This window comes from Actinacidiphila glaucinigra (assembly GCF_035918135.1).
GTDB lineage: Bacteria > Actinomycetota > Actinomycetes > Streptomycetales > Streptomycetaceae > Actinacidiphila > Actinacidiphila glaucinigra.
The window spans coordinates 702781-723795 of the sequence record NZ_CP109144.1 but is presented as its reverse complement, the minus strand read 5'-3'; the positions used below and the strand labels follow the sequence as shown (position 1 = coordinate 723795).

The window sequence follows — 21015 nt, the reverse complement described above, 5'->3', positions numbered from 1 at the left end:
GTTGCCGAAGAAAGATCGCGTGTACTCGACAACCAGGTCAATGGGTGGAGTTGGCGTCTTGGCGCCGCGTGTCGTGTTCACGCCGCCCGGGTCACGGTTCCACCGCGGCGATGTATCCGACTGACGCCGGCCGGAGGCCTACGTCGTCGTCAGCGGAGGGTCATCGTCGATCAGCGCGGCCGCGGGACCGTCCCCCGAGTGCCCGATTTCCATTCGAGGTCAGGGTTCCTGGCGAGGCTCGATGCCGGCGGGAAAGCCGTGGATCCCTGAGGCGTTGACGTCGCTGTCAGGGATGTCGAGAGGGCAGAAGCCCCAGCTTCGTGCGATTCGTACTACATCGAATTCCCCGGGCATGGCGGCGAACCAGGCGTCCCATTCGGGTTCCTGCCAGTCCCGCCAACCGTCTTCGAGCCAGCGCTGTCCGACACCGAGTTCCAGCTCGATGTCGGAGGGTTCGCCGATGTGGAGCGGTACTTGACCGCGCTCACCGATGTAACAGTAGGCGCGGGTCAGGTCGCCGGATTCCACTTTGGCCCAGGCGTGGTATTCGCCGATGCGGTCGGTGGCGAAGAATTGGATGTCCCCAAGTTGCGTACTCAGCGAGTGAAGCCAGTCGGGGAAGCCTGGCTCCGTGGCGTCGGTCCCGGGCGGCAGATGGATCCGGCCGTGAGCGAACGTCCAGTCGGAGACCGGCCGTGCCACGAAGACCCCCTGCCGGTAGGCGGCGTCGGTGCCGCCTTCCCAGTCCATGACCTGACGGTGTCGCAGGCCAAGGGCGTCGGCCACCTCCTCAGGCGCGGCGTCCCGCACAGCGAGCCACGATGTCTTGTAGCCGATGCCCATGATTCCTCCCACCAGGTGACTCAGCAGCATCGCAGATGCCGCTGACAACGCCCTGGTTCGTCTCGGGGCAGTGGCAGGGGTGGTCACTGTGTGGAAGGACAGACCTCGCTCGGTCAGCGCACTAATCTGTGGCCCATGCATCAGCCCCGAAGGCGCGACCGGCGCTTGGCTCGCCGTGTACCGTCGGCGTCGGTCCGACGCCGAGCGACGCCTCGGCTCACGCCCGTCGGCGCTGAGGTAGTCCTGGTCGGCTATTTCTCCGCAAGAGAGAACGACTTCGAAGGGCGCATGACGTCGGCAGCCGCTGCACTGGAGGCGCGTGGAGTTCGGGTCGTCGCGCAGATCGTGCAGCGACGGGGGGTCTCCGACGGCGGGGTCAAGAAGATGGGTCTGCCCTACTCCTCGCGCACCGCTCTTTGGGCGGTCTGCAGACGGGGGAGTATGAGGTCGACTGCCCTTATTGCGGCGTCAACGTGTTCGTCGTCATCGGACAGGACGGCCACTTCTGCTGCACCGACGACTATGCGCTGCAAGAAGTGCAGAAGTCACCCCTCCAGCCGGCGCGAAGGCAGCAGTTGGAAGGGCTGCCGCGCAGGTTGTTCACGCGGGCCTTGGCGGATGGCCAGGAGGGCCTGGCTCATGGCGTCCGCCACCTGTTCGGGCGGGCCGCCTGCCCGGACTGCGGGACCGACTTCTCGGTGGCCGAGCGGGTGGTGGCCGGCTGGATTCCCTGACCGTCCGAGGCCATGCGCGGGCGAGGATTCGGGTCCGTGGCAGTCGGAAGCCGGCTGGGCCGTACAGGGCTCTCTTGATCGTTTTCACGCGATGGTCATGGTCTTCGACCTTGCCGGTGCCGCATTCGCGAGACGCGCGGGTCAGAGTGCCTGGTCGGCATCTTCCACCGATGCAGAGCGTTCATCGCGGCGAATGGCCAGGCGACCTCCTGCGCGAGTGGGTGAATCCGCAACTGGGCCCTGCCCATCGAGCTCGAGGCAAGTGGACAACGGGAGGTGTTCAACCGTCTGGCCGCGGCCGACGGCGTCTACTGCCTCAGCGCGCTCCGTGATGAGGCGGTTCACGACTGGGGACGTGCGCGCACGACCAGTTCCACGAGTTCGTGCTCGTCAGCCGCTCGGCTGGGGCAGTTCACCCGCGTCGTAGCGGGCCGCCACCGCTCCGCAGCCCCTGGGCGTGTCGACCGGCGTCCGCGAATGGGAACGGCTGTCACAACCGGCCTATACGCTGCGAGCGATCCACGACCTGATGACCGGAAGGCACGATGACCCGCACTACCCGTCCCACGGTTGAGGCGATACTCGCCGCGATGCCCGAACTCGCCTCCCACGCGCGCGACGCGGTCATCTTGCATCCCGAGCGTGCGGAGCCGGACCACTGGAGCAGCTCCATAGGCGGGCCGCTGCTGTGGCCGAGTGACGAACCGTGGCCCGAGTGTTCCCTGCCCGACGTGAACGACCCTGCCGACTCGCCTGCCACGGCCATGGTTCCGGTCGCACAGATCTTCCGACGCGACGTGCCGGGCCCCTGGTGGCCCGTCGGCATCGACCTCTTGCAGATCCTCTGGTGCCCCAATGAACACTGGGATCCTCCGGCCCCTCAGGCCGACGTCAGCCCCGTGCTGGAGGTGCGATGGCGCCAGGCTGCCACCGTCGTCGGTCACTTGGCGACTCCGCCGGTGCCCTCACGGTACGAGGAGGACGGCTACCTGCCACAGGCGTGCGCCATCACCGCCGAGCGTGTGACCGACTTCCCCTTCCGGGAAGAACTGCCGGCGGAGCTCCGTCCGCGCCTTGAGGAACTGGTCCGCCAGACCGGCGACGGCGGTGACGTCATCACCCGCCTCACCGGCTGGAAGCTCGGCGGCTGGCCGACCTGGCACCTGACGCACCCCATGGTCTTCGCCTGCGAGGACTGCGGCACAGCCATGACACTCATGTTCACCGTCGCCAGCGACGACGAGACGGGCGTCGTCGTCGGCCGGTGGGGAGACCTGCGCATCTTCACCTGCCCCGCCGACCACCGTCACGGGTTCCAGGTGGACCTGCACTGACGTGCACCTGTGCGGCGGCGCTCCTTCATACATGGACGGGCACCGCCGCGCCGCACAGGGCGGACCTGCGCGATACTGGCGCCGTGGAATGGTTCGAGCAGGCCCGGGCAGCGGAACAGGCCCGGGATTGGGACACGGCCATCGCGCTGGTGAGCGCCCACGCAGAGTGCTACGCCCGCGATCACCACATGCACAGCAACCATCTGTGGCACATGGATCTGCTCGTTCGTGCTGAGCGGTTCCCGGAACTCGCGGAACTCGCACGCACGGATGTCCATGCACGCCGGAGACTCAACAGCTCGCTCGGCGAGCGGGGATGACAGCGGCGTTGCGCAGCCGCGCCGAAGACGGTGACCGCCGCCGGCGGGATCCCCGCCTGCTGCCCCGACTCCGGGTCCCACCCCGCCGAACCGGCGTGGAGGCGACCGCCTGACCGGAGCCGGATCACAGCACCCACGACGACGATGTCCCGCGAAAACGCGTCAGATGCGTGATGCGTGCCGGAAGGTGGAGGAAGTGTGGCCGGTGCCCGGATACGGCATCCGACACGTACCTGCTGTGCGCCTTCTGTTCGCCTCCCGTACGCCTTGGCCGTATGTGATGGCGGACGGCTGTGGACACGGCGGGTACGATCCTGCCTGTTCATTGCCGTCTCGCTCTGGGTTGCACGCCCGGCGTCCGGGCTGACAACGTTGTCTTCTGGTGAGGCCGAACTGTGCGTGCGCATCGCGACGCTGGAGAGGTTACGTGTCCATCAGATCCCATCCGCCCTTGCCCCGCGCGTCACATCCGAGAACATCCGGTCACCGTCGCAGCCCCCTGCGGGCGACGGTCGCCGCGCTGCTGACCGGGGCACTCGGCCTCGCCGCGCTGGCGGGTGGTGGCGCGGCCGCGGCCGTGACCGCCTCGGCCACCTCCGCGGGGTCCGCGGGACCCTCCGGGGGCACGGACTACACGAAACTGGTCGACCCGTTCGTGGCGACCGCCGGCGACGACGGCAACGACCTGCCCGGCGCCCAGGCGCCGCACAGTCTGGCCAAGGTCAGCCCGCTGACCACGCCGAACCGCAACCACCCCGGGTACGACTACAACGAGGACCACATCGCCGGGTTCACCGCGACGAACCTCGACGGCGTCGGCGGCTCGGGAGGCGGTGGCGACCTGCTGGTCGTCCCGACGTCCGTGCGGTACGACAAGCGCCCCGCGCCCAGCACGTACGCGCACGCGTACAGCCACGCCGACGAGACCGCGACGCCCGGCTACTACCAGGTGGGCCTCGGGGCCATCTCCGGAACCGGGTCCGCGGTGACGCAGGACCCCGGCACCATCAAGGCCGAGGTGACCGCGACCACGCGCACCGCGCTGGAGCGGTTCAGCTTCCCCGCCGGGTCGGACCCCGAACTCGTCCTCGACCTGGCGAACAACTTCACCAGCCGCACCCGCTCGACGATGAAGGCGACGACGCTCCCGGACGGGACCACGTCCATCAGCGGGCTCATCGCGGGCTCGTTCAACGGCGCCTCGTACAAGCTGTACTACGACGCCACCACGAACGTCCCCGTCACCTCCCTGAAGAGCTGGGGCGCCGACGGCAAGCTCAGCGACGCGACCGCGCAGGACGGCGCCGACACCGGCGCCGTCCTCGGGTTCGACACGTCCCACGGGGACGACATCGAACTGCGCATCACGCTGTCGCCGATCAGCGCGGAACAGGCCGCTACCGACCAGCGCAACGAGGTGGGCGACCTCACCTTCGACCAGGCCCGCGCGAGGACGAAGGCGGAGTGGAACAGCGCGCTCGGCGCCGTCGACGTGCGCGCCTCGGCGAAGTCCGACCCCGGGTCGACGCTCACCAAGGAGTTCTACACGCACCTGTACCGCATGTACGCGCTGCCGGTGAACGCCACCAGCACCAACGGCACGTACCGCGGCGCGGACGGAGCGGTGCACAAGGCGAACGGCTTCACGTACTACGACGGCTGGTCCACCTGGGACGACTTCCGCAAGTACTCCGTCGAGGCCTACATCGACCCGGCCACCTACCGGGACATGATCCAGTCGCTGATCGTGCTCTTCGCCGACCAGCGCACCTCCGGCAAGAGCCTCGGCAGCCTGACCCACTCGGTCCCGACCGTGCGCTGGGAGCGCTCGGCGGTGCTGGTCGCCGACGCGCTGTCGAAGGGCTTCAAGAACTTCGACCGGCTCGACGAGGCGTATCCGGCGCTGCTGTCGTACTCCGGCTACTACACGGGTGCGCAGCTGCGGCAGGGCTACATCACCGGTGACCCCGGTACGACCGTGCAGCGCGGATACGACCAGTGGGCGCTGTCCGTCATCGCCGACGCGCTCGGCAAGGAGGACGACGCGAAGAAGCTGCGCGCGCAGTCGACCATGGCGATCGACAACCTCGTGAAGTCCGGTGCCTGGACCGCGGCCGACGGCACCAAGGTCGGTCTGCTCACCCCGCGCGCCGCGAACGGCGACTGGCAGAGCGCCGACTACGAGAAGTTCGAGGCGGCCGGCCTCTACCAGGGCACGCTGTGGCAGTACCACTGGTACGACGCGTACAACATGGGCGGCCTCATCGAGGCCATGGGCGGCGACAAGGCCGGCAAGGCCGCGGTCAAGCACATGTTCGGCGAGGACTCGGCCGTCGACGACGGCTCGACCATGCTGCACTCCAACGCGAACGAGATCGACCTGCAGGCCCCCTACCTCTTCAACTACGTCGGCGAGCCGAGCCTGACGCAGAAGTGGGTGCGTGCCATCTACACCGGCACGACCTGGAACCGCTACATCGCGACGGGCTCCACGAACGAGGCCCCCAGCTCCGGCGGCCAGTTCACCCCGCCGATCAAGACCCAGGTCTACAAGCTCTCCCCGAACGGCTTCCTGCCGACCATGGACAACGACGCCGGCACCATGTCGACCATGTTCGTCGGTGCCGCTCTGGGCCTGTTCCCGGTGACCGCCGGCTCGAGCCAGTTCCAGATCGGCAGCCCGTTCTTCGACTCCACGACGATCAGCTACGCCAACGGCTCGAAGTTCACGGTGAAGGCCGACGGCGTCTCGCCGAGCAACTACTACGTGCAGAGCGCGACCCTCAACGGCAAGCGGTTCGACAACACGTGGCTGGACTACTCGCAGATCATCTCCGGCGGCACGCTGGACTTCACCATGGGCTCCAAGCCCTCCCAGTGGGGCGCCAAGACCAAGCCCGCGTACTCGCTGAACACCGACGGGGGCGACACCGGTGACGGCGACACCGGCACGGACAAGGGCGACACGGTCGTGTCGGCCCGTCCGGGCACCGTCGACACCGACGAGGACGGCACCGTCGACGGCAGCGTGAAGCTCACCCTGGACGGACCGGCGTCGTTCGACGCGCGCAAGGGGACCAGCCTCACCAAGACCGGTGCGGCCGGCGTGACCGGCCTGCCGAAGGGCGTCACCGCGGACCTGCGCGTCAGCGACAAGCGGACGGCGACGCTGTCCCTCACCGGCACCACGCAGGTCGACGCGCGCTTCGGCATCACCTTCCGCGACGCGGCCTTCGCCCACGGCGTGCGGGCCTCGACGGTGAGCGGCACCGGGATATCCCCGACCGACCCGCTCGTCATCTCCGCCGCCGCCGTGCACCGCAAGGCCCTCGGCGCCCTCGTCGACCAGGCGTCCCTGGTGCGCAGCGCCAACTACTCCGACGGCTCCTGGAACCTGTTCCGGTCGGCCCTCGAACGCGCGCGGACCGTCCTCGCGGACACCGGCTCCGTGACGGGCACGATCATGGCCGCGCAGGACGCGCTGCAGACGGCCGTCGACGGGCTGACCATCGACGAGGGCGGCTACGCCGTCCTGCAGGCCGAGTCCCCCGACCAGAAGGAGGGCCCCAGCCTCGTCAGCGAGCGGAACAACTCGGACGGCAACCTCGGTGGCGTCACCGAGGGATCGTGGGAGCGGTTCACCAAGCTGGACTTCGGCGGCGTCGCCCCGCGGACCATCTCGGTCCGCTACGCCAACTCGCAGCCGACGAACGCCAAGCCCAGCAGTGTCGACATCCACGCCGGCGCCGCCGACGGCCCCGTCGTCGCCACCGTCCCGCTCCCCGGAACCGGTGGCTGGCAGTACTGGAGCACGGTGCAGGCGGCCGTCACCGACCCGGATGCCCTGCTGGGCGCGAAGAGCGCGACGTTCGTGTTCCACGCCCCGTCGGGCCAGCAGTGGGTGTCGAACTTCGACTGGTACCAGTTCTCGCCGTACGAGGTCTCGACGTCCCCGACGACCACGCTCGCCACGCTGACCGCGGTCAACAGCACCACGACCGGCAACGGTTCGCTGCCGCTCAACCTCGGCAACGGCATCTTCGAGAACGTGACGAACGGCGCGTGGGCGCAGTGGAAGGACACCAACCTCCGCAACGGCGCTGACACCGTCACCGTCCGCTACGACAAGCCCCAGTCGCGGGCCGCGTCGGACTCGCACATCGAACTGCACCTCGGCTCGAAGGACGGCGCCAAGACCGTCGACATCCCGCTGGACTACAGCGGATCGGGCTGGGGGACCATCGCCACCACGAGCGTGCACCTCGACCCGAGCGTCTTCACCGGCGTCCAGGACGTGTACGCGGCGTTCGTCTCCAGCACGCAGACCGCCTCCCAGCCCTACGTGGGCAACGTCTACTCGCTGGCCCTGACGCAGACCGCCGACGCCCCCGTGGGCTTCGACGCCACCGCGTTCCGTTCGCACAGCGGCGGCGGCCTGAAGAGCGAGCCCGTCGGCTGGACCGGCTCGGGTTCCACCACCGACCTCGGCGGTACCTACAACGGGGCCTGGGTCAACTACGGGGACATCGACTTCGGCGGTTCCCCGAAGAGCACCGTCACCATCACCTACGTCAACAACTCCGCCCGCTGCGGCACCGGCTCCGCCGTCGAGCTCTACCTGGACTCCTTCGACGCGGCCGACCCCGGCACGCCGTACGCGACCGTGCCGCTGCCCGTCACGGGATCCGCGTGGTCGTCCGGAGGCACGACGAGCCTGGCGCTGCCCAAGGCCGTCACCGGCACGCACACCGTCTACCTGCGGCTGACGACGACCCCGGACTCCTCGCACCCGTACGTCGCCAACCTGGGCCGGATCACCTTCAACCACGTCGAGACTCCCGCCGTCACGGACAAGTCCGCCCTGCGGAAGGCGATCGAGCAGTACGAGGGGCTCTCCGCCGACGCGAAGCGCTACGACGTGATCGACTTCGGTGTGTACGGGCGTGAACTCGCGGCCGCGCGCACCCTCGTCGCCGCCGACGACGCGACCCAGCTCGAAGTCGACACGCAGACGCGCAGCCTCACCCTGGCCGCGGGCCAGCTGATCCCGCTCCCGCGGCTGAAGCTGGAGGACCTGGTCGCGACCGCCTCGGCCCTCGACAACGACCGCTACACGGACGCGTCGTGGAAGGCGTTCACCGGGGCACTCGCCGCGGCGAAGACCGCGGTCGCGGACGGAACGGCCACGGACGCGGCACTCACCGCCCGTTACGAAGCCCTCCGCCACGCCATGGCCGGGCTCATCACGAAGCCCAAGGCGGTACCGGCCGCGCCCGACGCGGTGTCGGCGACCTCGTCCGGCACGAGCGTGACCGTCGCCTGGTCCGCACCGAAGGACACCGGCGGCTCACCGGTCACCGGCTACAAGATCACCTTCAGTGACGGCCACCAGATCGAGATCAACGATCCGGACAGCCGCAGCACGACCTTCACCTGGCTGCGGTCCGGAAGGTCGTACACGGCACGCGTCCAGGCGGTGAACGCCGTCGGCACCTCCCAGCAGAGCGCCGCGACGGCACCCGTGGTCACCGGCGGCGGCAAGCCGCAGAAGCCGGCCGTCACGGGTGTGATCACCGACGGCAAGCAGGTCCGCGTGACCTGGCGGGCGGGCGGCGACGGCGGATTCCCGATCGTCGGCTACACCGTGGCCCTCGACGACGGAACCACCGCGCACGTTCCCGCCACCGCGGGCACGACGCTGCTCACGACCACGGGCAAGGCGAAGGCCCACGCGGCCACCGTCACCGCGGTCACCCTGGCCGGAACCTCGGACGACTCCACCGCGACCGTCCCGGTGACCACCTCGGCCTCCGCCGCCGCGGACGCCTCCGACCCGGCGTACGAGCCGTCCCCCTTCCCGGACGACACGCTCAACGCCACCTACACGTCGGACAAGTGGCCCGGCACCGGCGACGGGACCGACTACTTCTACGGCCTGCTCAACGGATTCGACCACCTCGACTCCGACATCCTCGCCGCCAACACCAAGGTGCCGGGCGGCACCCCGCTCACCGCTGAGAACGACCGGATCGCCGTGCGCATCAACAACGCGGCGACGCAGAAGGAGGTGGACCGGGCCGAGGTCGACGCCACGAACAGCTCCACCGTCACGATGGCCGACGGCCTCGGCTCCCGGCTCGGCCAGATCTACCTGGACGCCCTGAACGGCGGCCGGCTGCCGAAGACCGGCGCGCTGTTCTCCCGCGTCACGCAGGGCCTCGACAAGGGCGGAGCGGCGAAGGACCACTTCGGCTACCAGCGCCCGTACGTGCGGCTCGGCTTCGTCGGCGACGGCGGCGCCGTCTACGAGTCGCAGGACGGTTCCTACGGCAGCCTCACCACCAGCGGCTCGTACCCGAGCGGCCACACCTACGGCGGCTACGAAGCGGGGACCATCCTCGCCACGCTCCTGCCGGAGCTGGCACCGTCGATCCTCGCCCGCACCTCGGAGTACGGGGACAACCGCATCGTCCTCGGGTTCCACTACCCGCTCGACGTCATGGGCGGCCGCATCGGCGCACAGGCCACCGTCGCGCACCGGTGGGCGGACCCCGACTTCGCGAAGCTGCTGACGCAGGCCCACACCGAGATGGAGAACGTGCTGCTCGCGCAGTGCGAGAAGGAGGGCTACGGCGACACGCTCGAGGCCTGCGAGGGCGACTCCTACGCCGGTCTGACCACGGCGCAGCACGTCGACCTCTACACGCAGCGCCTGGACTACGGGTTCTCCCGGGTGGAGAAGTCCGGGCAGGCCCTCAAGGCCCCGTCCGACGCGGCGGCCCTGCTGATCACGGCCTTCCCGGACCTGACCACCGAGCAGCGCACCCAGATCCTCGAGCAGACCGCGACGGACTCCGGCTCCCCGCTGGACCTCACCGCGGACGGCGGAGCGAGCTGGGAGCGGATCAACCTGGCGGCCGCCATGGCGGCCGAGGTGGTCGTGGGCGCCGACGGGTCGGTCAAGGTGACGAACCACACCGACGCCACAAAGGCCGGCGTCGCCGACGCCAAGGCGATCACCGTCGGAGGCGTCGCGATCGACGGGTTCGACCCGGCAGTGTCCACGTACGTCGTCGACTGGCCGAAGAACCGGAAGCTCCCGGCCCTCTCCGCCGTACCGGCCCAGTCCGGCGCGCGGGTGAAGGTCACCGACGGCAGTTCGGTCCTGTCGTCGACCGGGCACCGGTTCACCACCCGCACCATCAAGGTGACCTCGGCCAACGGTTCGGTCACCCGGACCTACACGGTCGGTTTCCAGCCCACGGACCGCGACGACCGTCCGGTCGCGGCCGGCGGCAACGGCGGTGACCGCACCACTGGGGCAGCCGACCTGCTCAGCCGCGGAAGCAACGGAACCGGCTCCGCCGGCGGCGCCGGATTCTGGGCGCCGTCGACGGAGTGGGCGAACCCCATGTGGATCCCTCGCTCGTAGGGCGCCACGTGACCCCCGGTCCCGCCGTGTCCCGTGAGGCCGCGGCGGGATCCGGCTGACCCCCGCGAAGTGCCGCACCGAAGACGGCCCCTGCGGGTGAACGACTGCCGTTCACCGCAGGGGCCGTCGCCATCTCGGCGTGTATCCGACCGGTCGGGCCTCAGGTGTGGTCAGCCGGCACGTCCTGCGCGGGGCGCACTGGCGACGCCCACACCGACGCGGTGTCAGGTGAGCGCTTCAGTCGTCGAGGAAGAGCTCCTCGATCCGCAGGCCGCAGAGCTTGGCGGGCGGATCGGCGTCGGCTGCCCGACCGGGGACAGCGATGCGCAAACGCAGCCGGAGGCCCGGTCTTGTTTCACCGTTCGCAGTGGACTTCTTCGCGTACCCGCTCAGATCGGTCAACGGCGCACCCGATAGCGCAGGTGAAGCACCCGGTTGCCCTGAATCACCACGTCAGGATCCTCCAACAGGTGCTGCGCGTGGACCGACCCGAAGTAGCGCTTGCCGGACCCGAACACGACGGGTACGACGTCCATGCGCACCTCGTCGATCAGGCCCGCGGCAAGCACCTGGCCACCGACGTCGCCGGCGGCGACCTCGACCATGCGGCCACCCGCAAGCTCCTGCGCCTTGGCCACGGCTGCCTCGACGCCGTCGACGAAGTGAAACGGCGCCTCGGGGTCCCAGCCCTCGGGCTCCGGCCGGTGCGTCACGACGACCACGTGGTCGATCCCGCCCGGCGGCTTCCCGTCCCAGCCGTCCGTCAGGTCGAAGACGTGGCGGCCGACGATCGTGACTCCGATCTGGTCCCAGTACGGCCGGGTGTAGTCGTAGGACGTCTGCGACACCTTCAGCGCGCCGCTCTCGTCCAACGGGACGTCACCGCTGGACAACCAGTCGAACAGCGGTCCGGGCTGGTCATTCTCGTCCGCGACGAAGCCGTCCACCGACACCGAGCTGTACATGACCACCTTGCCCACGGGACTCTCCTCTGCTTTGGGGTGCCACAAAAAGCGTGTCGTGAGCTGTCGCTCTGGTAGGAATCAATCGGCCGGCAGCGGCCAGCCGTCCAGCGAGTGGCCGGGGCGCTTTGCGGTCCGTCTCGGTTTCCGTCTCGTTCGAAGCCGCACGCCGTGGTTCGCACTCGTCCGCGAGCCACTGCACACCCCGCTCCGACAACGGCAATGAACCCGCCCGAACGGCCGGGGACGCCATCCTCACCGCACCAGGCAAACCTTCAAAGCTCGCCCCGTGCTCCGGCGCTGGTCCGCCTGCACCTCTGCTACCGCCGGGTGCCCGCTGCGGCTTGCCGGGAGGTCGGGATTCGGCGGGTCGGCGCAGCCATAGCGGCCTGCAGTCAGGCCTCGCCGACCCGGATGCGGGCGCCCAGGTCCCACATCGGCATCGGCCACCCGGCTGCCGGCGAGACGGAGCCACCCGGCGTGAGGCGGCGCTCAGTCGTTGCGCCCGACACCGCGATCGGGTGCGCTCATGTCGCCCGTCCCGGGCGTGCCGTCGGCGATTCCGTAGCGCAGGTACACGGTGCCCGTCGGACTGGCCGCCGGCGGCTCGAGGAGAGTGACGTTCGTGGGCACCGCGCCATCGTCGAACACCTTCTTGCCGACGCCGAGCACGATCGGGTGCACCCAGAGGTCGAGACGGTCGAAGAGCTTCTCGCGCAGGAGGGTCTGCACCAGGTTCAGGCTGCCGACGACCTTCACATGCTCGTGCCGGTCACGGATCTCCCGCACCGCACCGGCGAGATCCGGGCCGAGCTGCGTGGACCCGCCCCACGAGAGGTCGGGCTTGCCGCGAGAGGCCACGTACTTCGGGACGCTGTTGAAGAGCTTGGCGATCTCGCCGTCCTCGCCGCCCTTCTGGTGCGGCCAGTAGGCGGCGAAGATGTCGTACGTCCGCCGGCCGAGCAGGAGGGCGTCCGTGCCCTCGTACGCGGCACCGACCTGCGCCCCGGAGATCTCGTCCAGCAGGGGCGCCTGCCAGCCGCCGAACGGGAACCCCGCCGGGTCCTCGTCGGGGCCGCCGGGCGCCTGCCCGACGAGGTCGAGGGTCGCGAACAGTTCGATGTGGATGAGGCCCACGGTCTACTCCCGATGAGTTGGTCGTCCCGGTCGAGAGGTAGACCGGCGGGCGCCGGCGAAATCATCGCTGCGACGGCATCCGGTCTCCGGATCCTCGACCGCCTCCTCGAGTGCATCGGTCACCCCCGGCGACCCATGACGCACGACGCCGCGACGACGCCGCGACGGCGGCGCGCGTCGACCCGTCACCTGCCATCATGCCGAGGTGGCCACAGACATCGTCTTCTTCCTCGCTCCCGACGACAAGACTGCCGCCAGGACCCGGCTCAAGGGTCCCGGGCCGGCACTCACATCGTTGGCGTGTCATGACTTCACCGCGGACGATGCCGTCGTGGAGTGGGAGATGTACCTGGACGCACCGTCCGCCCCTCTCCCACCGCAGCACGAGCTGAACAAGAGGGAATGGCCCCGCTACGTCGCGCCCGTACTGAACGACGGGGTCGGGGTGTTCGCGCTCTCTGCGCGGCTCACCAGTGCGCTCGCCACCGCGACTCCCGCCTTGTTGAGAGGACTTGCCGCACGCTGGACCGAGAGGCTCAGGCTCGAGGACGGTGACGACATGACCGACGACGACCTTCTGACGGTTCTGAAGGGGATCGCCGGGCTCGCGGCAGCGGCCGAGGCTTCCCGCGGCAACCTCGGTCTCTATTGCTGGCACTACTGAGCCAAGCGGCTCACCACCTTTCGGGGAGGATCGGGCGTCGCCCGAAGGTACGGTGGGCCGAACACAGAACGGAGGCTTCTCTCGACTTGGCATCGCCATCGCCATCGATCGCGATCGAGGCGCCGTCGTGGACGCTGTAGCCTCCGCCCGTGACCATCCGCGACAGTTGGACCGAGGATCCCCGCCCTCACGAGCTGCCTCACTACCGAACGCTCCTGGACGGTACGGACTGGGCGTCGCTCGGCACCGCGCGCGGAACGGGTGAATCCCTCCCGACCGCGCTGAAAGGCCTCCTCAGCCCCGACCCGGTCGTCAGGTCGGCTGCCATCGGCGTCGCGCTCGGGGAAGTGACCCACCAGAACACCATCTACCAAGCCACCGTGCCCGTGGCGCTCTATGTTGCCGCCATCCTCAACCACCCTGTCATCGTGGCAGGCGATGTCGTCCGTGTTGCCGGCATGCCACCGCACCGCCCGGCCCTGGTGGTACTCCTCGAGTGGCTCGGCGACACGGCCTACGACGCCGACGACGAGTGCGTCGCCATCGCCGAACGCTATTGCGACGAGGGGTGTCCCGACGAGTGCTGCAGGCAGATCCGCGAGTTCCGAGACGTGCGCCCGGCTGTCTTCTCCGGCGTCCGTCCTCTTCTCGGCCACGACAACGCTGACGTACGCGACGCGGCCCTCGTCGCCGCGATCCCCCTTGCGGAGCACCCCGTTCTCACCGCGCACCGCGCCGAGCTGGTCGACCGCGCCCGCCGTCTGCTGGCCACCAGCACGCACCGCCGCCGTCGATACCGTGTCCTCGACGCCATGAAGGCATGGGGTCACGACACCGGGGGCCTGGAAAACGCGGATGAGGCCGAAGCCCGCAGACTTCGCGCCCGCCGTATGGCGGAACGCAACTCGTGGACAGGCGGCTACAGCGAAGACCCACCCTTCTGACCCGGGTAGATGGGCACTCCAGGCATCCGTGGCTGGTGCCGATCCGCTCACCGTCCGGTCACCGTGCCGCGATGAGGGCGGCGACAGCGACGGCCACTGCCTGGCTGACCGATCGATGTCGGATGTGCGCTGTAACTTCCCCGCATGGGTGTGTACCTGGTCAGCGTCGGCGCGGAGGAATGGTTCGGTGAGGAGGAGGACGGATGGGGCGAAGTCGCTTCAGCGCTCAGCGCTGAACTCAGGCGGCGGGGCCTGCCGCCCTACGAGGGCGTACCCCCGGAGACGGACTTCGTGGCCGGCTCAGGGCAGGCCTTCGAGGAGAAGCTGACGCCACCCATGACCGGCTTCGACGCCTTGTGCCAGACGCACCTGTCGCAAGAGGAATCGGAGACCCTCTGCGGCTGGAGCGTGCTCCTGCCCTTCTCGCTCGACGAGGAGATCTGGTTGCCCGTCGACTCCGGGTACTGCGAGTCGACCCTGGTCGTCGGTGCTCCCCAGGTGTTACCGCTCGCGGAGAAGCTGGCGGCAGCCATAGAACTGCCGCCGGAAATCCCGGAGACATGCGACAACCTCGACCTGAGCATGTGGTTCAGACACCGGGCGAAGGACCTGGCCACCATGCGACCAGGACTGTGGAGCGAGGACCTGGACGCGGCCTTCTACGTCGCGCTGTTTCTGCGCGCCGCCCAGCACTCGATTCGGCGTGGCTGTCCCATCGTCCTGACCTGAGACCCGCCTTCCGTCCCGCAGGCCTTTCAGCGGGCATCACCCACCGTGCGCTCGTTTCGATGCCGCCTGCGCGACTCCGATGCGAGCCTCAGGGGGCCGACGGCAGCAGCCCGCGGGCCGTGGCCAGGGCCCAGGCGGCAAGGGTGAAACCGTCGTGGATGTGTCCCTTGGCGAGTTCGGAACGCATCTCGTCGGGGGTGAGGGCCCGGAAGGCGTCGATTCCCTCCTCACGCGCGTCGGGGCCGGGCATCTCGGGGAACGAGGACGAGGCGAGCCGCGCGAGGTAGAGCTGGTCGCGGCCGCTGTGCATGCCCGTGTCGGAGGTGAGCTCGCCGAGATGGATCATCTCGGTCACCTCTCCTCCGAGCTCCTCGAGCAGTTCACGGCGCGCGGTGGTGGAACTCTCCTCGTCGGGCTCACCGAAACCTCGGGGGATCTCCCAGTGCCAGTCGCGGTCGGCGTGCCGGAAGTGGTGGAGGAGGACGATCCTGCCGTCGTCCAGGACCGGTAGGACCACCGCGCCTCCTCCCGGGCCCTGGGGGACGAAGCGGATGTAGGTGTTGACGCGCCCGGAGCGGAAGCGCACGGCGTCGCGGATCATGCAGACGTAGGGGTCGCGGTAGACGACGCCGATGTCCGCGCAGTCCTCGGGGAAGCCGAACGCGACGGCCAGTTTCTCCACTTCGCGGGTCACGCGGTCCTGGTCGGCGCGGTCGAGCAGGATCTCGTACGCGGTCCCCGGGGGGTTCACGAAGAGCTCCGGCCGTTGCTCTTGCAGAGCGGTGTAGGCCCTGAGCCGTGCTTCCCTGCGCTCCCGCACGGCGTTGTCCTCGGATCCGGTCTGCGTCATGTGTCGCCTCGTCTCTTCCGGTTCGTGCGGTCTGGGTCTCGGGCTGCCGTTCGTCGTGCGCCGCTGCTGGACGTCACAGGTACAGGGCCAGCGGGGTGTGCTGGATGCGGCCGGCCAGGTTCGGATAGTCGTCCAGGACCGAGAGGTAGTGCTCGTGGAGGGCCTGGACGACGTCGAAGGGCGCGCTGTCGGCATCGCCCAGGACCTGCCTGCTCTTGCGGAGCAGCGCGCGTACGGTCTGCACCAGGGCGATGTCCAGGACGTACCAGAGGGGCAGGCAGACCGCTCCGGCGCCGCTGATGATCAGCGAGCGCATGAAACCCAGTACGTCGCCCCCGTCGGAGCGCATGCCCTGTCCCGCCACGCACGCACCGAGGACGGTCAGCTTGTTGCGCGGCAGGCTCACGCGCAGGGCGAGGTCGAACTGGGTCAGCACGTCGTGGCTGCCGAGGTGGAGCAGAGGACCGGCGGCCTCCGGGCCGTCCACGTAGGTGCCGTGGCCGGCGTAGACGAAGAACTCCGGCTCCTTGGCCACGAGTGCGCCCAGGCCGTCCCAGTCGGCGGCGTGGGCCGGTTCGGCGTACTCCAGGCCCTCCGGAGGCGGCCCGGCCACGAAGACCTTGCCGGGGTGCCAGCCGGTGCCGACGAGTTCGCGGCCCGAGGCGTCGGCGTCGGTCGACAACAGGGCCGTCAGGTCGTCGTCCTGTTCCATGAGCTGGCGCTTGAGCAGGTGGCGTCCCTGCGTGACGAAGGCGGCCACGCTGACGGAGTGGGAGAGCGGGACCCGTGCGGCGAGCGGCCGTGTGTCGTCGGGTCCCACGGCGACGTGGAGCGGTATGGCGAAGACGTGGTCGGTGGGGATCAAGGTGAGGTGGGTCGTGGTGCCACCGTCGTCGACGCGGTCCCAGACGGGTGCGAGGAGGAGGTCCCAGACGCGGCGGCAGGTCGCCTCGGAGGGCCACGGCGAGTCGGGGTCGGAGATGTCGGCCCACACCAGATCGGCCAGGCCCGCCACCTTTTCGTAGGCGATGCCCGGCACGGTCGTCAGACGTCCGTCCCGGCAGACCATGATGCCGAGCGAGTCGGACACCGCTCCGGCTCCGCCCGTCACACCGTCGGGTGCGGCGTAGCGGAAGTAGCGCACCACGCAGGAGCCCGGGTGATTGAGGGTGTACTGGACGAGGCGGTGCGCGATGTCCTCGTCGTGCGGAACGGACGTCAACGGGGCGTCCAGGAAGTGCTCTTCGTACTCCTGCTCGCGTTCGGCCAGCACCTCGCGCAGGGCTTGCGTCAGCTCGGGTGAGGCGGCCCGGAGCGCGGCGCGCACTGCGGGACCGGCACCGGGGCCGGGGCCGGGGGCTTCGGGCGAGGGGGCTCCGGCGATGGGATGGGCGGGCGGCCTGAGCGACGAGGGATGCGAGGAGCCGAGCAGGTCGAGCAGTTCACGGCCTGCGGATTCCTCGACCAGGGAGAGGACCCTCTCCTGGTCCGCCTGTGTGTCGTGCCCGCGGACGACGGCTTCGGCGATGGCGTGCAGGAAGGCCGGTCGCATGTGACGGGCGTACGTCCGCTTGTAGGCGGGCAGCGCGATGGCCGATCGGACCGAACGCGCCAGGCCGAGCCGCCGTGTGAGGACGTCCTTCGGACGGCTGTCGGGCGGCAGGGCTTCGGCGGTCCGCTGGTATCCGCGAACGGTGTAGGCGTAGAAGTCGACGTCCAGCCCGGCGTGATGCCCGTCCGCGGAGTCGTCCTGTTCGATCTCGTCCAGGAGTCGCCTCAGCTCCGCCAGCCCCGGGCCGCCGCCGCTGCGGAGCGCGAGATTCTGCCGGGCGATGGCCCTTCCGCGTTGCCACGGGAGGGTCAGCAGCTCCTCGAAGTGCTGCCGGGCGTTCTCCGGGTCGCACAGCGCCTGATTGGTGCGTGACTGCGCCACCCGGTAGACGTCGGCGAGGCCCTCGGAGATCGCCAGGGAGCGTGAAGTGACCGCCAGCGACCGTTCGGGCTGTCCGGCCTCACGGAGCGCGGTGGCGAGGTTGTGGAGCGCGTTGGAATAGCCGCGGAGGAACTCGCGGTGGCGGGCGGGAGTGCCGGGCGCCGGAGGAACGGCGACGTCGACACCATGGAGATGGGCCAGCTCCTCGATCTCCCGCAGGAGCGCCTCGAGTTCGGTGACGAACCCGCCCGTGGCGGATGCCTTTCCACCGTCCCGCATCGGCTGCCCCCGCTCCTCGAACCGTGCGCGCTCGCGGTTGCCGCGCAGATCCGGCACGACCCACCACAGTCCGGCCTGCTGGGCGATGTCGACGGCGGTGCCGAAGGAGATGCGGGCGGAGGTGAAGCTGCCCAGCCGGTACCGGATCCGGCCCTCTCCGTCGAACCACCGGGCGAGCGCGTAGGCGGCGAAGGGGTCGTCGGCCGGCAGCTCACCGCGGAGGTGGAGATCGTGGAGCAGCCGGGCGTCGGCTCGTGAGGCCTTGATCAGCTGCAGGCCGGTGAACAGCTTGTACGTCACGTCCGCGTGGACGATCTCGCACCAGTGGGCGCCGACCCGGCGCGCCGTGTCCCCGATGTCGTTCCGCCGGCCGTGGCCGGACTCCCCGGCCAGCCGCAGGAGGCGCAGGGCGTCGTCCTGCCGCATGGGAACGTCGAAGTCCACGTCGAAACGGAGGATGACGTCCTCGACGTCCAGTTGGCCGATGAGAGCGAGAATGGCCGAGACGGAGTCTTCCGGCTGTGGGCTCGTCGACTGGGGCATGGCCTGTTCGGCTCCCGCTTCTGTGAGGACGGTGTGGTCGGGGGGAGTCAGCGGCGGCGGGCCGCCCGATGGACCGCCGCGGTGACGGCCAGGCCCACGGCCACGCATGCGCTCACTGTCATGACGGGTGCCGGCGGGGCGTGACCGAGGTGCAGGCGCCACAGTGTCAGCGCCAGCCAGCACACCGAGGATCCGAGCAGGCCCGCGGCTGCCGAGTCGATCCAGCGGTAGGGGAGGGAGGCCGCGGAGATCGCGGCCTGCCTGAGCACCGCCAGCGGCAGGAGCAGCGCGGCGGCCGCGAGGACGAGGATGGTGGGCAACTGGGCGGCCTTCGGGAGCGGAAGGTCGTAGTCGAGGGTCTGCACCACGGTCAGTGCGGTGAGCAGGGACCCCAGTGTCGAGGTCTGCACCAGGCTCAGCCGGTTCCGGTACTCGTTCAACGCCCGGTCGGTGACCGCGGTGGCCGCGGTGCGCGCCGCCTCGGCTCGTTCGCGGGCGGTCGACAGGTATTCCAGATCGTTCTGGACCTGGGCGATCAGGGTCTCGGCCGCGGCCAGATCGCGCTCGGGCCAGGACGTGCCGTGTCCGACGCGGCGCAGCCGGGGTGTGTTCAGGCGCATGTTCGTGATCGCGATGTTCACCGTGCGGGCCAGGTCGCGATGCTGGGTGATCGTCCACAGTGTTCCGTGGGGCCCGAGTTGGGTCTGGTCGAGCATGGCGGCCGCTGCCAGCACGTCCTTGAGACTGACCGGTTCGCCGGAGGCACCGGGCTGCAGCGCACGCAGCAGGGCGCGGCTCTCCTGGTCGCTCTCGGCCCGGCGCTCGTGCAGGGACTTCTCGGAGGCGAGCGTGTGGTACCGGCGGGCCTCGTAGCCGGACTTGGCGGCGTGCAGCAGGTAGCGGGTCAGCGGCCGTAAGCCGTTCTCGCCGTCCCTCGCCCAAACCCATTCGTCCAGTGCCTCCTCGGCTCGGAGCGGGGCGAGGACGCAGAAGTCCGTCACCACGTTCCTCGGGTCTCCCGAGCCGGTGCGCCAGACCGAGAACCCGTGCTCTGTGACGTCGTGCCCACGCCACCAGGTGTCCTCGTCCGCGCCGGACGGCGGCGCGTGGCGTCGGACCGATTCGGCCAGGGGCGGCTGTGACCGGGGCGTCCCCGCCTGGTGCAGCGCCGTGAACACGTGGAACTCGCCGAGGATTCCGTCCGGTACGGGGTCGGCGACCCCTGCGGCGATCAGGGCCGCCGACCACTGGTCCAGCAGGCTGTTCCACTGCCCGAGCCCGGCGTCGAGGTCGTTCGGAGCCAGCAGGGCGACCAGTCCCAGCACATCGTGCTCGGCGAACCGAAAGGCGGCGTGGATGCCGGGCCCGCCCTCCCGCTTCGCCGCTTCCAGGATGGTGAACTCCGTCACGACGGCGTCGGATTCGGGGACGGGTTCTTCGCGTGATGGCAGTCCATCGAGCGCCTCGGTGATGCCGAGCAGACCGCACGCGTCCCACAGGCGTCCGAGGTATTCCTGGGGGGCGGTGTCTTCCGGCTCCGGAACGGCCGGCACGAGGCATGTGATGATCAGCGACGGTTTGACGAACCGTTGCACCAGGCGTCACCCGATTCCGGACGTAGGCGAATGGCGCTCAGTCGGTCGAGGGGTCTGTGCCCCTCTTGTCGCGCGGTTCGTGCGGGCCGTCCAGATCGAGGGTGAGTCTGCCGACCAGGACGTTGCGTTGCTCGCGCCGGTCCGCAGGGATGAGGGTCTTCCGGGCGCCGGGCAGGGTCCGGGCACGATAGGCGGACTCGAGTGCCTGCAGACTCGCGAGGCTCTTGGTGATCAGCTCGGGGGAGTCCGCGGCCACTGCCGTGTTGAGATCTCCGAGCACCGCCTCCACCTTGGCCCATCCTTCGGCCGACAGGAGCCAGTCGTCGAGCGCCCGCAGTCGGTTGACGGCACGCCGCTTCACGTCAGCATCCACCGGTGGCCCCCCGTTGCTGCTTTCCCGTATCCGCTTCCGGAATGAGGGCCCAAGGATATCGCTCGGCGCTCGTCCGCGGCTGGAATTTCCGACTCGGCGAGCGGGGTGAGCAGTTCCGTCATCCGGTCGGCGCGGGGCCCCGGCCTCCGCTGATCCCCATCGGGGGTCCCCGGCTGCCGCCGCCCGCCTGTCCTGGTCCCGGTACGGGTGCTGCACCGGCCGGCGGAGGATGCCGGTGGCCGGGCGCCGTGCTCGGGGATACGGCGCCCGGCCCGCCGACGGGAAGAACCCGCCGTGGCTAGAGAGAGCGTCCCGCCACGACCGGCCCGACGATGCCGCGGCG

Annotated in this window: 15 protein-coding genes; 7 read left to right on the top strand and 8 right to left on the bottom strand. The window is 69.8% G+C overall.

Features of this window, described 5'->3' with window-relative positions:
- Positions 1-219 precede the first annotated feature (219 nt).
- Positions 220-843 carry a hypothetical protein gene (locus tag OIE69_RS03165; protein ID WP_326570382.1) on the bottom strand — a complete coding sequence of 208 codons (624 nt, stop codon included), beginning with the start codon at positions 841-843 and terminating at the stop codon, positions 220-222.
- Positions 844-1316: 473 nt separating this feature from the next.
- Here OIE69_RS03165 and OIE69_RS03160 point away from each other — a divergent pair, with 473 nt between their 5' ends.
- From OIE69_RS03160 to OIE69_RS03145, 4 genes are all read left to right on the top strand, one after another.
- Positions 1317-1577 carry a hypothetical protein gene (locus tag OIE69_RS03160; RefSeq protein WP_326570381.1) on the top strand — a complete coding sequence of 87 codons (261 nt, stop codon included), beginning with the start codon at positions 1317-1319 and terminating at the stop codon, positions 1575-1577.
- Between the two features lie 545 nt (positions 1578-2122).
- Positions 2123-2911 carry a hypothetical protein gene (locus tag OIE69_RS03155; protein WP_326570380.1) on the top strand — a complete coding sequence of 263 codons (789 nt, stop codon included), beginning with the start codon at positions 2123-2125 and terminating at the stop codon, positions 2909-2911.
- An 83-nt stretch (positions 2912-2994) separates the two neighbouring features.
- Positions 2995-3231, top strand: coding sequence for a hypothetical protein (locus OIE69_RS03150; protein ID WP_326570379.1), 237 nt, complete (start codon positions 2995-2997; stop codon positions 3229-3231).
- A 451-nt stretch (positions 3232-3682) separates the two neighbouring features.
- The gene (locus tag OIE69_RS03145; protein WP_326570378.1) at positions 3683-10663 is read left to right on the top strand and encodes a glycoside hydrolase domain-containing protein; all 6981 of its coding nucleotides are present in this window, start codon (positions 3683-3685) and stop codon (positions 10661-10663) included.
- A gap of 237 nt (positions 10664-10900) precedes the next feature.
- Here the strand turns inward: OIE69_RS03145 and OIE69_RS03140 are convergent, their stop codons facing one another.
- The 3 genes from OIE69_RS03140 to OIE69_RS03130 all read right to left on the bottom strand — a co-directional run bounded on the left by OIE69_RS03140 (position 10901) and on the right by OIE69_RS03130 (position 12762).
- Positions 10901-11065, bottom strand: coding sequence for a hypothetical protein (locus tag OIE69_RS03140; protein ID WP_326570377.1), 165 nt, complete (start codon positions 11063-11065; stop codon positions 10901-10903).
- Positions 11062-11643: a dihydrofolate reductase family protein gene (locus OIE69_RS03135; protein ID WP_326570376.1), complete on the bottom strand. Its 582-nt coding sequence runs from the start codon at positions 11641-11643 to the stop codon at positions 11062-11064. Before OIE69_RS03135 ends, OIE69_RS03140 begins: the two co-directional genes overlap by 4 nt.
- Positions 11644-12117: 474 nt before the next feature.
- On the bottom strand, positions 12118-12762 hold the full coding sequence (locus OIE69_RS03130; RefSeq protein WP_326570375.1) for a dihydrofolate reductase family protein: 645 nt from the start codon (positions 12760-12762) through the stop codon (positions 12118-12120).
- Positions 12763-12967: 205 nt separating this feature from the next.
- Here OIE69_RS03130 and OIE69_RS03125 point away from each other — a divergent pair, with 205 nt between their 5' ends.
- From OIE69_RS03125 to OIE69_RS03115, 3 genes are all read left to right on the top strand, one after another.
- Positions 12968-13426: a hypothetical protein gene (locus OIE69_RS03125; protein WP_326570374.1), complete on the top strand. Its 459-nt coding sequence runs from the start codon at positions 12968-12970 to the stop codon at positions 13424-13426.
- 149 nt (positions 13427-13575) lie between these two features.
- A complete protein-coding gene (locus OIE69_RS03120; RefSeq protein ID WP_326570373.1) occupies positions 13576-14370 on the top strand; it encodes a hypothetical protein in 795 nt (264 codons plus the stop codon).
- A 144-nt stretch (positions 14371-14514) separates the two neighbouring features.
- Complete coding sequence (locus OIE69_RS03115) at positions 14515-15099, top strand: hypothetical protein (RefSeq protein WP_326570372.1); 585 nt, start codon at positions 14515-14517, stop codon at positions 15097-15099.
- Positions 15100-15187: 88 nt separating this feature from the next.
- Here OIE69_RS03115 and OIE69_RS03110 read toward each other — a convergent pair whose 3' ends face one another.
- From OIE69_RS03110 to OIE69_RS03095, 4 genes are all read right to left on the bottom strand, one after another.
- Positions 15188-15949 (bottom strand): NUDIX hydrolase, encoded by a 762-nt coding sequence (locus OIE69_RS03110; RefSeq protein WP_326570371.1) that lies wholly within the window; start codon positions 15947-15949, stop codon positions 15188-15190.
- Between the two features lie 73 nt (positions 15950-16022).
- On the bottom strand, positions 16023-18704 hold the full coding sequence (locus tag OIE69_RS03105; RefSeq protein ID WP_326570370.1) for a CHAT domain-containing protein: 2682 nt from the start codon (positions 18702-18704) through the stop codon (positions 16023-16025).
- A gap of 47 nt (positions 18705-18751) precedes the next feature.
- A complete protein-coding gene (locus OIE69_RS03100) occupies positions 18752-20299 on the bottom strand; it encodes a CATRA conflict system CASPASE/TPR repeat-associated protein (protein WP_326570369.1) in 1548 nt (515 codons plus the stop codon).
- A gap of 37 nt (positions 20300-20336) precedes the next feature.
- Positions 20337-20660 carry a CATRA system-associated protein gene (locus tag OIE69_RS03095; RefSeq protein ID WP_326570368.1) on the bottom strand — a complete coding sequence of 108 codons (324 nt, stop codon included), beginning with the start codon at positions 20658-20660 and terminating at the stop codon, positions 20337-20339.
- Positions 20661-21015: the final 355 nt, after the last annotated feature.